The organism is Lactococcus formosensis (assembly GCF_037892375.1).
GTDB classification, from domain to species: domain Bacteria; phylum Bacillota; class Bacilli; order Lactobacillales; family Streptococcaceae; genus Lactococcus; species Lactococcus formosensis.
The window spans coordinates 924,860-940,467 of record NZ_CP141721.1; the positions used below are offsets into that span (position 1 = coordinate 924,860).

Below are 15,608 nucleotides of genomic sequence, written 5' to 3' on the forward strand. Positions count from 1 at the left end.
AAGAAAACCGTCATTTTTGACGGTTTTTTGTTTTGAAAATTGTCAGAGCAAAGATTAACAGGATAACTCCCATGCAGGCAGGAGCCGAGGAGCCGAAGAGAACATAAAGTTGTCCACCAATAATAGGACCTAAAATACGCGTTAGTGCTTGCAAAGCTTGGCTACTCCCTTGAATCTGTCCTTGTTGGTCTTCAGCGACTGATTTAGAAAAAGTTCCATTGAATGGTGGGGCAAAAATAGAATCACCAAAACCGTAGATAAAAATACCAATTACAAAATAGAAAGGATGCAGGGTAAAGGCAGAGACAGCCATAAAAATATAGCCAAAGAGTTCCGCAACTATCGCACATTTAATGATGTATTGGTCCGTCAATTTTTTTAATAGAAAAGGCATAATGAGCGCCTGGCTAAAAATATCTTGAAGTCCCATAATAGAAAATAGAAGACCAATTTGCACCGGTTGCCAAGAGAAGTTGTCTAAAGAAAACTGAGCAACAATAGCTTGTAATGCACCATTTGGCAACCACAACAACAGTGCAGCTAGAAATAACCGGTTCAGTTGTTTTATCTCAAATAAGTTTTTGAGAGGTGCAAAGGGATAAAGCTGATGTGGATCTAGCTTAACAAGTCTTTCTTTTGGTGAAAGACTTTCAGGCATAAAGAAAATACCGTAGAAGAGATTAAATAAGCTGAGAACAGCAGCAAAATAAAAGGGAACGCGGTTACCATAATGAGCTAACAGTCCTCCAAAAGTTGGACCTAACAATGTTCCAACTCCAACAAGGGCAGAAATCCATCCGAATATTTTAGTGCGGGAAGCAGCTGGCGTAATATCGGAAAAGTAGGCAAATAAAGTGGCAATGTTTCCTCCGGAAATACCATCGATGATACGGCCAAGGAAAAAGATCCACAGTGCTCCAGCCATACCAAAGATGAGATAACCCAAGGCAGAGCCAAGCAAGCAGAAAAGTAAAATCGGTTTACGGCCATAGCGATCACTCAATGTTCCTAGAGCTGGCGCTGCAAGAAAAGTGCATAAGGCATAGATAGAGGTCAAGAAGCTGATGACTAAGGGTTGATTTTGTGATGAGGTATAGGGCTCCAGTAAAAAAGGAACCACAGGATTGATAATGGTAAAGCCAAGGCCTGTAAGAAAAACGGAAAATAATCCAAAACTCAAAGCATGTTTATTTAGTGTATACATATAACTCCTTATTAATGTTTCCTTGGAAACTATAAAAGTATAACTTATTATTGTTTCTTTGTCAACAAAAAAATAAATTAAGAAAAACAACCCCATGCTATATGGAGTTGTTACGGAGTTCTTTATCAAGGTGTTGATTGTAAAGTTGAGTAAACTCTAGTATCGATTCTAATTTTTCAGAGCTGAAGGAATCAAAGACTGCTTGATCATTGAGTAGAAAAGCTTTGTGAAGATCCTCGTGCTGCTGATTTATTTTCCTTCCTTTTGAAGTCAGTTTAAAATAAATCTCTTTGTTGTTGTTGGGATTTCTAAATGTTATAATGTCTTGCTTTTGGAGGAGTTTTTTTGTTGCTTTACTAATTGCACCTCGAGTGACATATAGCTCTTCTGCCAGCCGTGTGACATTTGGGTTATTAAGCTTGGCAATGAACTCAATGCAGGCGATTTCCAAAAATGAATAGCCTTTGAATTTTTCGACCATTTGAGGTTTTCGAAGTTGATCCATTTTATTAAAGAGATCTGTAAGGCTCAGCATAATTTCTTCTTGTTGTTTCATACTAGCTTTCTCCTGTCACTTGACGATAAATGCAACGCCAATATTCATTTCTGCGCCAGATACTTGATACAGTGTAACTTTTTTGATTATCTAAGTAATGATAGGTGAGGATAAATGTTTTTTTGCTGACTTGCTCTGCTTGGTAATTTTTAATGGCTAAATCTTCTGTTTCAACAGCACTTGCCACATATTCTTCCTGCTGAATAATTTTACCCTTTGTCGTAATAGCTTGAAATTGTGGCGCTAAAAGTTGATCGAGATATTTACCGTTGAGAAGAGCCTCTTCTTTGGGCAAGAGTTCTAATGCGCGTGAAGCAAAGTGTTCTTCTTCAGGTAGGGCAGCAGGTTCCACGTGGACATCGACATCATAAACATCAAAACCAGCCATGAGCATACGTTCTATTTTTTCGGTAGCAGCATGGCTTTCATAGACAGAAAGGTCGCGGGACATCTCAACAACTACATCTAGAAAGATATTACTGCCATAGGTACGCCCCCGAATCATCTTTACAGACTTGACTTTGTTTACGAGCTCAATCGCTTCTTTATAATCTGCTAAAAGATTGTCATCAAAACCATCGGAGAGTGAAAAAACACTGTCGCGGAAAATATCATAAGCTGTTTTAAGGATGAAACCGCAGATAACAAGAGCCATAATACGGTCGAGCCATATCCAATGTAAAGCTGCTGCCACAATGGCGACAGTTGTACCCAGGGAGGTCAGTGCATCACTAAGATTATCTTTGCTGGAGGCTTCAAGTGCTTTCGATTGAGTTTTTTTTGCTAAACGGCTAGAGTAGAGGTAAACGGCAATCATCACAAAAGCAGAAAATAAGGCTACTGCAGCACCAACAGGGTTGATTTCAGTGGAACTTCCTTCTATAAAACCAACGATTGTCTGGCGTAGTACTTCAAAACCGATAAAGAACATGATGAAACTAGAGATCAGACTGGCGATTGATTCAACCTTCCAGTGGCCATATGTATGGTCGTTATCAGAAGGGATGCGTGCGATGCGTAAACCAATCACGATAGCAATATTTCCCAAAATATCGGTGACATTATTAAAGCCGTTTGCGAGGAGAGAGGCCGAATTTGTGATTTGTGCCACTCCAAGTTGTAAAAGAGATAGAAATATATAAGCAGCTATACTGACCCACACGCCTCGTTCGGCGAGTTTAAGGTTGTGAGAGCGTGAAATTTTGCTATTATTCATAAACTTAATTATAACAAAAAAGAAGTAGAGGTGCTTTTAAGGGAGAAAATAGCACCCCCAAAAATACGTTTGTATCCTTGAAAGCCGATGATTCTGAACTTACATTCTGCTTTAAATAAGCTGTCGCAAATGATTGACACTCTTATAAAAAAACGTTAAAATTAAATTGTTAGTTTATTTCTGTTATAAACTAAAGAAAAGACTAATAGTGTTAGTTATTAGCATTGCAAAATAGATGCTTAAATGTTATAATTTTTCAGCTAACGTATTTATTCTTGTTATTTTTGACAAGAAAATGAAAGGAAACTTTTTTATTTATGGTAATGAAAGCCATCGGCAAGTACAAATTGCTTGTCTTCGCTGCCCTTGCTACCATGCTTCTTCAAGTTGGCGCTGCTCTTTGGCAGCCTCAATATATGAAGAACATTTTGAGTGTTATGGCAGAATCTATTTCGATATCAGATAAGGTCGATAAAATTAATCATTATGGGGTGTATCTTTTACTTATAGCCGCTGTGGGATTAATTGGTTCAATCCTTAACACCGTAACTGCTGCAAAGATTGCTCAGTCTGTATCTGCGGATATTCGTGAAGAAACCTTCCGAAAAATTCAAACGTTCTCTTATGAAAATATTGAGAAGTTTAATGCAGGGAACCTTGTTGTTCGTATGACCAATGATATCAACCAAGTACAAACACTTTTGATGATGACTTTCCAAGTCTTGATTCGAGTACCGTTGCTCTTTATTGGTGCCTTTATCTTGTCCATTATAACAATGCCAGAACTCTGGTGGATTATTATTGTGATGGTTGTTCTTATTGTCCTGGTAACGATGTTATCAATGAAATCAATGGGTCCTCACTTTATGGTCTTCCAAAAATTGATGGATCGTATCAATGGAATAGCTAAAGAAAACCTGCGTGGTGCCCGTGTCGTTAAATCCTTTGTTCAAGAAAAGGACCAAATCCAAAAATTTGATGCTACATCTGATGAATTATTAGGACACAATATGGCTGTAGGTTATACTTTTGCGGCAATGATTCCAGCATTTACAATCATTTCACAATTGGCTGTTTTTGGCGCAATTTTACTAGTTTCTACTTATGTAACACGTGATTTGAATACCGCAGCCAATACGCTTGGTGGGATTATGTCCTTTATCCAATACATGATGCAAATCATGATGGCGATTATCATGGGTGGTATGATGTCAATGTTTGCCTCTCGTGGTTTTGTTTCGATTGGACGTATTAACGAAATTTTAAAAACTGAGCCTGCGATGGAGTTTGAAGATGTTGCGGATGAGGAACTTAGTGGTTCTGTTAAGTTTGATCATGTCTCTTTTGCTTATCCTAACGATGAACATCCAACATTACAAGACATCAGTTTTGAAATTCAACCTGGACAAATGGTTGGTATTGTCGGAGCAACTGGTTCTGGTAAATCAACCCTGGCTCAATTGATTCCACGTCTTTTCGACCCAACTGAAGGCACAGTTAGCGTTGGTGGGAAAGATTTACGCCATGTTTCTAAAACTACTCTGAAAAACACGATTTCGATTGTCTTGCAAAAAGCAATCCTTTTCTCTGGGACAATTTCTGGCAACCTAAAACAAGGGAAAGCAGATGCGACCTTGGAGCAAATGAGCCGTGCAGCCAGCATTGCGCAGGCAGCAGAGTTTATTGAAAAACTACCAGAGCATTATGAATCACAGGTTGAAGAACGTGGAAATAACTTCTCAGGTGGTCAAAAACAACGTATGTCGATCACACGTGGTATTATCAAAGATCCGAAAGTCCTTATCTTGGATGACTCAACATCAGCGCTTGACGCTAAGTCTGAAAAACTAGTACAAGAAGCTTTGAGCAATGACTTAAAAGATACGACAACTATTATTATCGCTCAAAAGATTTCATCTGTCGTTCATGCGGACAATATTCTTGTCCTTGATGAAGGTAAACTTGTGGCGCAAGGCACACACGCAGAGCTCGTTGAGAACTCTGCCGTTTACCGTGAAATCTATGATACACAGAAAGCAAAGGAGGACTAAATTTTCAGTGTTCTTCAATCTGTTTATGAAAAACAAGAAAATGAAAAAAGATTATGAATGATACATCTCGTGCATTGAAGTTCTTCTATCTCTACTTCAAAAAATATAAATTACAATTCCTCGTGATTGCGATATTTATCATTGCGGCTACTTATCTGCAAGTTAAAGCACCCGTACTTCTTGGGGATTCTATTACACACCTTTCGACTTATGTTGGTGATTATTTTAGTCATCAACACGCTGATGAAGCGGTGAAGGGTTTACAACAAATAGCAGCAGGAGCAAATCAAGCTCAGGATGCTCTGCAACAAATTGCTGCGCAAATGGGAAAAGCTACTGGACAAGTGGTTGACTGGCATAGTCTGACAACTGCGAATGTTCCAGCAGCGGTAACTTCAAACTTACCTTCGGGAACAACAATTGACAGCCTTCAAGCTATGGCTAAGATTCCAACAGATTGGCACCAACTTACAGACGCGAATGTTCCAGAAGCGATACGTGCCAACCTTAACGGTCAGTCTATTTCTGACTTGATGAAGGTGGCTACGTCACAAGCACCAAGCAAGGCTGATTTCATGCGTTCAATGTGGATGTTGCTTGCCTTTTACGTGATGACAGGTATTGCGCAACTTATCTATAGCTTGCTCTTTACACGTATCGTTGCACACTCAACAAACCGTATGCGTAAAGGTCTCTTTGGTAAGTTGGAACGCCTAACAATTTCGTATTTTGACCGTCATGCGGATGGAGATATTCTCGCCCGCTTTACCTCAGACTTGGATAATATTCAAAACACATTGAATCAAGCAGCAGTGAACGTTACCACTAACTTTGCCCTGTTCATCGGGATTTTGTATATGATTTTCGACCAAAATGTCAAGATGGCATTAGTGACAATTTCTACAACTCCTGTGGCCGTTCTCTGCGCTGTGATTATCATTATTCAAGCTAAGAAATACACGGATAGACAACAAAAAGAAGTCGGCGAACTTAATGCTTATATGGATGAAAAAATCTCTGGGCAAAAAGCGATTATCGTTGAAGGACTTCAAGCAGATGCAATCGAAGGTTTTGAAGTACGTAATGATAAAGTACGTAAAACAACCTTCGCAGCTCAAGCTTGGTCAGGTATGATTTTCCCATTGATGAATGGCTTCTCCCTCTTGACTTTGGCTTTGGTTATTTTTGCAGGTGCTAATATCCTCCTTAATGATGCTTCATTATCAACTGCTGCAGCCTTTGGTTTGCTTGCTACATTTATCCAATATGCGCAACAATATTACAACCCAATCATGCAGATTTCTTCATCTTTCGGTCAATTGCAACTTGCGGTAACTGGTGCAACACGTCTGAATGTGATGTTTGATGAAAAAGAAGAAGTACGTCCTGAAAATGGTAAAACTTTTAAAGGCATTTCTGAAGGTGTACACATTGAAGATATTGACTTTAGCTATCTTCCAGGTAAACCAGTCCTTAAAGATGTCAATATTAATGTGGACAAAGGTCAAATGGTTGCCTTAGTTGGTCCAACAGGATCAGGTAAAACAACTGTTATGAACCTCATGAACCGTTTCTATGATGTGGACAAAGGTGGGATCAAGTTTGATGGTACCGATATTCGTGAATTTGACTTAGATTCATTACGTTCAAAAGTCGGGATTGTCTTGCAAGAGTCTGTCCTTTTCTCTGGAACCATTGCGGACAACATCAAGTTTGGTAAAAAAGATGCGACTATGGATGAAGTTATTACAGTAGCCAAGACGACACATATCCACGAGTTTATTGAGAGTTTACCAGAGGGTTATGAAACGCTGGTGGATGACGACGACAATGTCTTCTCTGTAGGCCAAAAACAACAAATTTCGATTGCCCGTACTATCTTGACTAACCCAGATTTGCTTATTCTTGATGAAGCAACATCAAACGTTGATACGGTTACAGAAGAACAAATTCAAATGGCTATGGAAGCAGCAATTGCTGGTCGTACATCATTTGTTATTGCCCACCGTTTGAAAACAATACTTAATGCAGACAAGATTGTTGTCCTTAAGGACGGTGAAGTTATTGAAGAAGGAAACCATAATGAACTTGTGAATCTTGGTGGCTTCTACTCTGAACTTTACCACAATCAGTTTGTCTTTGAATAAAATTAAGGATAGATATTAATATAAAAACGCTCGTGTTTCAACGAGCGTTTTTGATGTGATTCAGATTCCAAAAATAAGAGAACGTATCTATCAACCTTCAATTATGATATTTGTTCGAAGATAGCAATAATATCGACAGAACCAATACCAGCAGGGATGATTAGCTGTTCTTTACTTAAGGGAGAATCATCGATTTGCCAGCCGACAAAGTGATAGTGAGGTAATTTTACTTTCGCTGGAGAAATATAGCCTTGTTCGATACTCCGCATACCTTCAGGATGATGCCATTCGAGAGGCTCGTTCCAAATTGTCTTAGCACTGTAGCGTACGGGGTATTTGATTGGTGTCCACTGTGCATGAAAATCATAGATTTGGCCAAGAGGTTCAAACTGATGTTTTTCTTGAGGTTTCCAAAGGAAGTTAGGATTATAGACCCTCGTGCGATGTATAACAGAAGTTGGGCCAGCATAAAGTTGAGCTTGTTCTTGAGATTGAGGGTGAGCCAGTACATTGTGACGGTTGCGTACTTTAGCCCAGCCTTCAAAGGTATAGCCGGAAAGTTTGAGGGTCTTGTTCTTAAGAGAGTAGCTCTGATTTTTAGGGAGGAGTTCAGAGCTCATACCAATCCATTTCCCTTCTGTGTTTATTATTTTATTATAGCCCTGATAATCTGCTTTATTGAGAGAAGGAACCGGACTTATTTGAGCACGTTCCAAGTGACTGAGCATATCGTTATTAATATTAAAAAAATAATTTGCTTTAAAAAATTTTGATTTCTTTTTATTTGGGATGAAAGAAGTTTTAAGTGAAAAATTCATCATTTATCCCTTTCTTTGTTTTTTGTGTTCAATGTTATATTATCATTTTTTTCTAATGTTAAATAGTAATATACAATAAAGTTTTAGGTAGAGAAAAGAATAAGTGTTCCTAAAGAATGATCAAGAAAAAAGGATGCTTTTTATCTATTCAAAAGGCGGGAAAAATGGTAGAATAGAGGGTACATGTATTTCATGTCTCAAATAAAACAATAAGTGATAGAGTAATAATTTATGAAAAAAATAGTAATCAATGGCGGTAAAAGTATCTCAGGGAAGGTAACGATTTCGGGAGCCAAGAACAGCGTAGTTGCCCTTATTCCGGCAACGATTTTAGCTAATGATATTGTTACACTTGAAGGTGTACCCGATATTTCTGATGTCGCAAGTTTGGTCGATATCATGGAAATTATGGGGGCAAAAATTCAACGTGATACTGATGCGGGCATTTTGACGATTGATACACGTGATGTGACTTCAAAGCCATTGCCTTATGGTAAGATAAACTCTTTACGTGCTTCTTATTATTTTAATGGAGCGCTTCTTGGTCGTTTTGGGAAATCAACGGTTGGTTTGCCAGGGGGATGCGATTTAGGCCCACGTCCTATGGATCTTCATGTTAAAGCTTTTGAAGCTTTAGGAGCAGAATTATCTTATCTTGAAGATGCTATGCACCTTGAAGCTAAAGAAGAAAAATTAAACGGTACAACTATCTATATGGATATGGTTTCTGTTGGTGCAACAATTAATACAATGCTTGCGGCTAGTACAGCAGAAGGTGTAACCATTATTGAAAATGCAGCACGTGAACCAGAAATCATTGATGTAGCTACACTCTTGAATAATATGGGGGCAAAAGTTCGTGGGGCTGGTACAGATGTGATTCGTATCACAGGGAAAACAGAGATGCATGGTGCACGTCATACGGTTATTCCTGACCGTATCGAGGCAGGAACTTATCTTGCTTTGGCTGCAGCGATGGGAGATGGCGTCATCGTTGACAATGTTATCTATGAACATCTAGAATCATTTATTGCTAAACTCGAAGAAATGGGCGTACGTATGACCATTCGTGAGGACTCTATCGAGGTCCATCGTTCAGAAAACTTGAAAGCAATCAATATTAAGACTGTACCTTATCCTGGGTTTGCAACTGATTTGCAACAGCCAATTACTCCGCTTCTACTAAAAGCACAAGGACGTGGTTGGATAATGGATACGATTTATGAAAAACGTGTCAATCATGTGCCAGAAATGGCACGTATGGGTGCTGCAATCTCAACAGTGGATGATCATATTATCTATGAAGCACCTAATAAACTTCAAGGTGCTCATGTTCGTGCTACCGACTTGCGTGCGGGGGCAAGTCTGGTCTTGGCTGGTATTATTGCCGAAGGTACAACGACGATTGAAAATATTGAATTTATCCTTCGTGGATATGATAGTATTATTGAAAAAATGACGGCTTTGGGTGTTGATATTCAACTTATTGAAGATTAACTGTGAAAAGTTGAAAATTTTTCCGTATCATTAATATAGGAGGTGCGTATGGCTGATTTAAAGTTTGAAATTGAGGAACATCTTATTACCTTATCTGAAAATGCCAAAGGCTGGACCAAAGAGCTTAACCGTGTATCGTGGAATGGCATGGAAGCTAAATATGATTTGCGTCAGTGGTCGCCCGACCATGAAAAGATGGGCAAGGGGATTACACTGACAGATGAAGAATTTGCTGTTCTTTTGAAAGAGCTCGGAAACAAATAAAAAAAACCAGTTTTTCTGGTTTTTTTTTATGAATCATATATAAAAAGAAAAACCATTAGTATGGTTCTTTTATCAATGCATGTAAATCATGACAATCATAGCGATGTAAAGAGCAAAAGTAATCACAAAAGTAATGCGCCAAAAAAGCTTAAAGAAGCGCTTATATTTGAAGTCTTTAAAATAGAATAAATCCATTAACAATAAGACGAGAGCTAAAATTGAAAGGATCAAGAAGTAATAAGGCAAAATATTAATGGCAGTGAATTGCTCTGAAAAAAGTTGGAGCCCAAAAATTAAGAAGAGGACAAAAATATCAGGAATGCGAAGTTTTCGATTCGTCAAGTGGCGAATCCGCAAAAATTTAAAAGCGAAAACCAATACAATCCAGCTTAAAAGCGGATATAGGGTGGCAATAATCTTAGGTAACATAGCTTAATTTTAGCGGTTTTGGGTACTTTTGTAAAGTGTTATTTGTCGGAACAATAAATCGAGATGTAAAAATAAAAAGAAAAGCCATAGTTAAGCTTTCCTTTTTATTTAAATTTCACGAATTTCAGCAAATTCAGCTTGTACAAAAGTTGCGAGTTCTTTTGGATTGAGGCGTATAGAACGGCCGATTTCACCGGCAGATACAATGATTTTATCTGCATCCAGTGCAATGGTATCGATATAGATAGGGAACCTTTTGATTTGCCAGATACCGACAGGATTATTAGCACCATGGATGTATCCAGTGGTTTTCTGCAAATCTTTTTGAGGAATCATGTGGACCTTCTTATTTCCAGAGACCTTTGCTAATTTCTTTTCAGAAAGATGCTCTGTCAGAGGAAGGATCCCCACGATTGGACCCGTTTTATCTCCTATAAGTGCGAGCGTTTTATAGATATCACGACGTTGGATGTCTTCAGGCATGAGCTCTGCTTCTAAAGCATTGAGAGCAAGCCCTTCATGGTTGACTTGACCTTTGTCCAGAATTTGTTCAACTAATGTTTTTTTCAGTTTCTTTTTCTTGCTCATGCGTTCATTATATCACTTTTTCGCTTGAAAAATCTGAGCTGCACTCTTAGAGATAATAACGAGAGCCAGAGCAGCGAGTGTTGCAGTTGCAAGTCCACTCATTCCATTTACGACAAATGAATAAGGAATCGCACCCCAGCCCTTCCAAGCATATTTCCCCCAAAAAATAACACCAGCGACAAAGTGCCAAAAATATTTGATAAGAACGCCGAGAAAAGCAGCAGCAAAGATTGTGCGTGTTTGACTCGAATCTTTCTTGCGTATGATGCCAGCGAAGCCAAGAGAAATCGGTGCAACGATATATTCCAGCAAGGCCTGTACTGGAGTCAAGATAGTTGCTTGACCTAATACAATCAAAAGTAAGCCAAACACCAGCCCACCTGTCATGCCCCAAAAAACACCGCGGCGCAAGGCCAAGACCAGTAAGGGAATAACTGCCAGCTCAAGATAAAAAACTTGAGCATAGTTTATCGAGATGAAACTCAAGACAAGAGCTAATGCAGCAGCAATAGCCGTTTCAGTAAGTTCTAAAACTTTAGAATCAGACATAAAAAATCTCCTTTTGTTGGCACAAAGGAGGGTTAGAGAGAAGTGAGGATAGCGATCCTCTATACAAACACATTCCTACGCTGGTACGAACCAGATCAGGTCAAATGGTGTTTCTCAGCTCTTGGTTTTCCCTCGAGCACCCATTGTGCAAATTTTAATTTTACAGTATTAATATATCATAAGATGTTTACTTTAGCAAAAATGTCATACTTATTCCAAGGAAATTCCAAGCCATATGGATGGCCATATTGAGGTAGAAATTACGGTATTTAAAGTAGAACATGGTGAGCACTAAACTCATTGAACCATAAACAAGCCAACTGTAAAGATCTGTTGGACTGTGCATACCTGCAAAGAGGAGAGCTGCTGTCAAAAAAGCGAGCATTTTATTTTTTGTAAAGAGAACTTCGAAAGGGCCAACGCGGTAAGTAAGTTCTTCAAAGAAGCCAGCAAAGATCGTTTGGACAGCAAAGATACCTAAAGGAATAACCTGGGCGAGACTGTTTAAAGCCTCTTGATTTTCTGTACTTGCTTGTAAACCAAGCGCCTGTGCTAAAATATTGACACAGAGTGAAACCAAGAAAAGAGAACCAAAGCCTTGGGCAATTTTGCCCAAGGGGAATTCTTTGATAGCAATCGGCGGAATAATATTTCGACGGCGAGCAAGAAAGTAAGACAAGCCTAGAGCAACAAAGAAAATCACAAAAAATATTATTTGATCAAGAGAAGAAAAGGCTTTTCCAGAATGCAACTGGCTGATAAGTGCTGTAGCAAAACTTGGTAGTAAAGAAAGCACAAAGAGAGCCAGCCAGATTGATTTCTTATAAGTGAAAATTAAACTAATTAGGTAAAGAAGGAAACTTAGCCCTAACCATTGCATCCAGCCAGCTCCTAAAGAAAAAGGAAGAGCGAAGAGAAAAGCAGGGAGAATAGTCCAGGTCCAAGGTTTTTTTATAAGGTCTCGAAATTTAATCATAGAACAATTCTAACATATAATCATTGATAATTTGTATAAGTTTTAATAAAATATAAGAAGATAAATGGAGAATCAGAATGAAAGAATTCATAAACAATTTAGAAGTTTGCTTACCAGGCTATCGTGTACTCAATCGCGAAGAAAATTTAAATTTTTATCGTGATGTGCTTGGCATGAAAGTCTTACACGAAGAAAATGCAGAAGTTTTTTTATCTGGTTATGAGGCAAAAGAACCAAGGTTAATCTTAGAGGAGTTACCGGGTGTGACTCCTGTTCAAGGGATGAAGAAACATGGACGCACAGTCATCCAAGCTGATGAGGAAGAAATTGAACAGCTTTTGGCGCGTAACTTAGACCAAGTAGCACATCTTTATCAGGTCAAAGACAGTTGGGCTTTTGAGGCTGTTTCTCCAGAAAATGATGTTTATCTGATGGTTTCTGTAAACGATTGGTCAGATTTAACAGAGGTTGCTAAATCTGATGTTGACTTTGATGAGGGGGAATTTGCAGGACTATCTGATTTTTCTATCAAAGAGGTACAAATTAATATTCCAGAAGTGTCTATTATTGCAGAATATGAAAAAATTCTCGGTGTAAAAGCGCAAGGTAATCTTTTAGACCTTGCTGGTTTGCATCTCGTCTTTTGCCAAAGTGAAGGTCCTGATTTGACAGCTAATATGGATGAAAAACTTGACCTGATGCTTTTACGTTTTCAAGTTTCGCAGTCGTTTGACTTAGCTCAGTTCGCTGATAATTTACCTGACGAAAAACTGTATTTGGATAAAAAAGCGAAAACGTTAGCTATTGATATTCCACATCACATGGAACTTTGGTTTACAAAGCAAGGCCTATGAAAAATGAAAAAGAATTTTTAGAAACAATTGATGACTATATAGCACAAGAAATTTTCCCGGGCTGCCATGTTGCTATTGTGGAAGAAGCAGAGGTTCAAGAGTTTGTTCGAGGCAACCAAGCAATCCTTCCGAAAGTAAAACCATTGGTTGCAGGTAAAAAATGGGATTTAGCTTCCGTTTCAAAAGTTGTAGGCACAGGAACAGTTGTTATTAATCTCGTTTTGTCTGGGAAGTTAGAGCTTGATGCTCCGTTTACGGATTATTATCCTGATTTTCATGATGAGAGTATTACTTTGAGACAGCTTCTTACGCATACAACGGGTATAAATCCGTTTATTGAAAACCGTGATAAGTTAGATTTTAAAGGTTTAAAGGATGCGATTGACCATATCGAAGTGACGGAAAATAAAAGTTGTCACTACACAGATATCAACTTTATTTTGTTGGGTTTTATGCTTGAAAAGCTTTATGAGAAATCTTTAGATGAAGTCTTTAAAGCAGAGGTTTTTGAAAAATGGAACATGTCTGAGACATCTTTTGGACCTGTTACTAATGCCGTGCCTACAAGTCTGGATACACGAGTGGGGTCGGTTCATGATCCAAAAGCAAAAGTACTAGGAACACACTGTGGGTCAGCAGGACTTTTTGCACCGATGATTGATTTGGTTAAATTTGTTCAAGGTTATTTTTCAGACACAAAATATTTGGCTTTGCAGAAAAATTATGCAGCGGGAGATCGCCCAAGAAGTTTAGCTTGGGATTTTATACACGACCAGTGGTTGCTTCATACAGGTTACACAGGCACTTTCATTCTGATGAATCTCGAATCAAAGAAAGCGGTAATTTTCTTATCCAATCGAGTGCACTTGAAGGATGAGCGGGCACAGTGGATTGTAGATCGTGACCGACTGATTGAAATACTCATAAAAATTTAAACTGACCTGAGTGTCGGTTTTTTCTTTTCCTATAAAAAAACACTTTCCTGTTATTGAGAAAGTGTTTAATATTTTTTTATCCAATATTGTCTACAGGATCATTCTTTTTACGATAACTTATCAATATAATGAAATAAAGAAGTGCGGTAAAGAGAGTTACTCCAATAGGATTAGTTGTAAGGATACCAAAGAAAATTAATAACAAAGCAATGAGAGCAATAAGACTCATGCTCATAGTACCTAAAGCTTTGGTTTTGCGTGCCAATAAGAAGCCTGCGAGACTAATTAAAAACCAAACTAAAAGGACAGTGTAAGATAAAGAACCGGCAAGATAGTTAAATAGGCTGTCTCCTAAGAAGTAAGAAAGAACAACGCCGATATAAAGTGTTCCAGAGCAGAAAAGAACAGATCTTTGAGGTACTTTACTTTTATTCAGTGTAGCAATCTTTTGCGAAAGCTTGCCTTTATGATTTTTTAAGCGGAAGAATAAAATTCTTGAAGAGGCATAAATGCCAGAGTTGATTGAAGAAAAGAGCGCGAGAATAATAATGAAATTAATGATGTCTGCAGCAAAAGGAATATGCATTTTGTTAAAGACCATGACAAACGGGCTCATTGTTGACGTTGCCAGGTCGTTCCAGTTGTAGATAAGGAGCAGGAGGAACATTGGGACGATATAAAAAGAAATGATGCGTCCAATAACGCCTCGGATAGCGCGTGGGATAGCAGTTTTAGGATCTTCTGTCTCACTAACAGTAATGGCAATGAGTTCAGAGCCCCCGTAGGAATAGATAACAATCAATAAAGAATTGATAACACCTTTAAGTCCGTGTGGCGCAAAGCCACCATATTTTGTCATCCCTGAAAATGCAGATATCAAGTTGGTATTAAAAATGTTTTGTGCAACTAAAATGACACCAAAAATAATAAGAAGAATGATAACGCTGATTTTGATAAAAGCAAGCCAATATTCTGTTTCGGCAAAGAATGTTACTGACAGTAGGTTGATAAGCGATGTTAGGATAGCGATGAGTAAGACGAAGGCCCATGAAGGGATATTAGGGAACCAAAGCTGTATAAAGCTAGCAGCAGCGACAGCTTCGGCAATAATATTAATCATCCAAAGTGACCAATACACCCAGTCTGTAAAATCAGCTGCATGGTTACCCAGATAAGGTTGAACCAATCCTGAAAGACCATGTGGTTCATCCGAGCTAAGGACCAACTTCTCTAAACTCTTCATCACGAAGAATAAAACCAAACCTCCGATGAAATAAGAAATAAGGACAGCAGGACCAGCAGACTCAATGGCAGAAGCGCTCCCTTTAAAAAGGCCAGCCCCGATCGCTCCACCTAGAGCAATCATAGTGATATGGCGTGTTGCCATTCTCTTTTGTAAATTTTGATTATTTTCCAATTATAAGTTCCTCTCTTTATAAAATAAATATTTTTAATTTAAAATTCTAAGTCAAATTAGGCCTCCTCTCACTTTATTGTCACGTTTGAGTAGCAATAATCAATAAA

Annotated in this window: 15 protein-coding genes and 1 riboswitch; of the genes, 6 read left to right on the top strand and 9 right to left on the bottom strand. The window is 38.4% G+C overall.

The annotated features are described in order from the left end of the window. Nucleotides 1-10: 10 nt before the first annotated feature. The 3 genes from VNN39_RS04545 to VNN39_RS04555 all read right to left on the bottom strand — a co-directional run bounded on the left by VNN39_RS04545 (nt 11) and on the right by VNN39_RS04555 (nt 2,976). Complete coding sequence (locus VNN39_RS04545; RefSeq protein ID WP_338997997.1) at nt 11-1,204, bottom strand: MFS transporter; 1,194 nt, start codon at nt 1,202-1,204, stop codon at nt 11-13. Between the two features lie 97 nt (nt 1,205-1,301). Beyond that, on the bottom strand, nt 1,302-1,760 hold the full coding sequence (locus tag VNN39_RS04550; protein WP_165713520.1) for a MarR family transcriptional regulator: 459 nt from the start codon (nt 1,758-1,760) through the stop codon (nt 1,302-1,304). Nucleotide 1,761: 1 nt separating this feature from the next. After that, complete coding sequence (locus tag VNN39_RS04555; protein WP_165711914.1) at nt 1,762-2,976, bottom strand: cation diffusion facilitator family transporter; 1,215 nt, start codon at nt 2,974-2,976, stop codon at nt 1,762-1,764. Between the two features lie 317 nt (nt 2,977-3,293). On the opposite strand from VNN39_RS04555, the gene VNN39_RS04560 reads away from it, so the two are divergent. Together VNN39_RS04560 and VNN39_RS04565 are read left to right on the top strand one after the other, a co-directional pair. After that, nucleotides 3,294-5,027: an ABC transporter ATP-binding protein gene (locus VNN39_RS04560; protein ID WP_017369636.1), complete on the top strand. Its 1,734-nt coding sequence runs from the start codon at nt 3,294-3,296 to the stop codon at nt 5,025-5,027. Between the two features lie 53 nt (nt 5,028-5,080). Beyond that, nucleotides 5,081-7,174: an ABC transporter ATP-binding protein gene (locus VNN39_RS04565; RefSeq protein ID WP_338998001.1), complete on the top strand. Its 2,094-nt coding sequence runs from the start codon at nt 5,081-5,083 to the stop codon at nt 7,172-7,174. Between the two features lie 101 nt (nt 7,175-7,275). On the opposite strand, the gene VNN39_RS04570 is transcribed toward VNN39_RS04565, so the two are convergent. Next, on the bottom strand, nt 7,276-7,995 hold the full coding sequence (locus tag VNN39_RS04570) for a hypothetical protein (RefSeq protein ID WP_339007265.1): 720 nt from the start codon (nt 7,993-7,995) through the stop codon (nt 7,276-7,278). Nucleotides 7,996-8,223: 228 nt separating this feature from the next. Here VNN39_RS04570 and VNN39_RS04575 point away from each other — a divergent pair, with 228 nt between their 5' ends. Continuing rightward, complete coding sequence (locus VNN39_RS04575; RefSeq protein WP_165713516.1) at nt 8,224-9,489, top strand: UDP-N-acetylglucosamine 1-carboxyvinyltransferase; 1,266 nt, start codon at nt 8,224-8,226, stop codon at nt 9,487-9,489. Nucleotides 9,490-9,537: 48 nt separating this feature from the next. After that, the gene (locus tag VNN39_RS04580; RefSeq protein ID WP_003133281.1) at nt 9,538-9,753 is read left to right on the top strand and encodes a YdbC family protein; all 216 of its coding nucleotides are present in this window, start codon (nt 9,538-9,540) and stop codon (nt 9,751-9,753) included. A 72-nt stretch (nt 9,754-9,825) separates the two neighbouring features. Here VNN39_RS04580 and VNN39_RS04585 read toward each other — a convergent pair whose 3' ends face one another. From VNN39_RS04585 to VNN39_RS04600, 4 genes are all read right to left on the bottom strand, one after another. After that, nucleotides 9,826-10,182 (bottom strand): DUF3397 domain-containing protein, encoded by a 357-nt coding sequence (locus tag VNN39_RS04585; protein WP_165711919.1) that lies wholly within the window; start codon nt 10,180-10,182, stop codon nt 9,826-9,828. Nucleotides 10,183-10,290: 108 nt separating this feature from the next. Beyond that, nucleotides 10,291-10,770 (bottom strand): aminoacyl-tRNA deacylase, encoded by a 480-nt coding sequence (locus VNN39_RS04590; RefSeq protein WP_338998003.1) that lies wholly within the window; start codon nt 10,768-10,770, stop codon nt 10,291-10,293. Nucleotides 10,771-10,782: 12 nt separating this feature from the next. Continuing rightward, a complete protein-coding gene (thiT, locus tag VNN39_RS04595) occupies nt 10,783-11,319 on the bottom strand; it encodes an energy-coupled thiamine transporter ThiT (RefSeq protein WP_017369630.1) in 537 nt (178 codons plus the stop codon). A 55-nt stretch (nt 11,320-11,374) separates the two neighbouring features. Then, a riboswitch (TPP riboswitch) is annotated at nt 11,375-11,473 on the bottom strand. Between the two features lie 33 nt (nt 11,474-11,506). Beyond that, complete coding sequence (locus tag VNN39_RS04600) at nt 11,507-12,295, bottom strand: CPBP family intramembrane glutamic endopeptidase (RefSeq protein WP_017369629.1); 789 nt, start codon at nt 12,293-12,295, stop codon at nt 11,507-11,509. 77 nt (nt 12,296-12,372) lie between these two features. Here VNN39_RS04600 and VNN39_RS04605 point away from each other — a divergent pair, with 77 nt between their 5' ends. Continuing rightward, the gene (locus VNN39_RS04605) at nt 12,373-13,149 is read left to right on the top strand and encodes a CppA C-terminal domain-containing protein (protein WP_339007267.1); all 777 of its coding nucleotides are present in this window, start codon (nt 12,373-12,375) and stop codon (nt 13,147-13,149) included. Then, nucleotides 13,146-14,084 carry a serine hydrolase domain-containing protein gene (locus tag VNN39_RS04610; protein WP_213496631.1) on the top strand — a complete coding sequence of 313 codons (939 nt, stop codon included), beginning with the start codon at nt 13,146-13,148 and terminating at the stop codon, nt 14,082-14,084. The genes VNN39_RS04605 and VNN39_RS04610 overlap by 4 nt, the downstream gene beginning before the upstream one ends. A gap of 76 nt (nt 14,085-14,160) precedes the next feature. Here VNN39_RS04610 and VNN39_RS04615 read toward each other — a convergent pair whose 3' ends face one another. Further along, entirely contained in the window at nt 14,161-15,501 is a 1,341-nt protein-coding gene (locus VNN39_RS04615) for an amino acid permease (protein ID WP_338998004.1), read from the bottom strand. Nucleotides 15,502-15,608 lie beyond the last annotated feature (107 nt).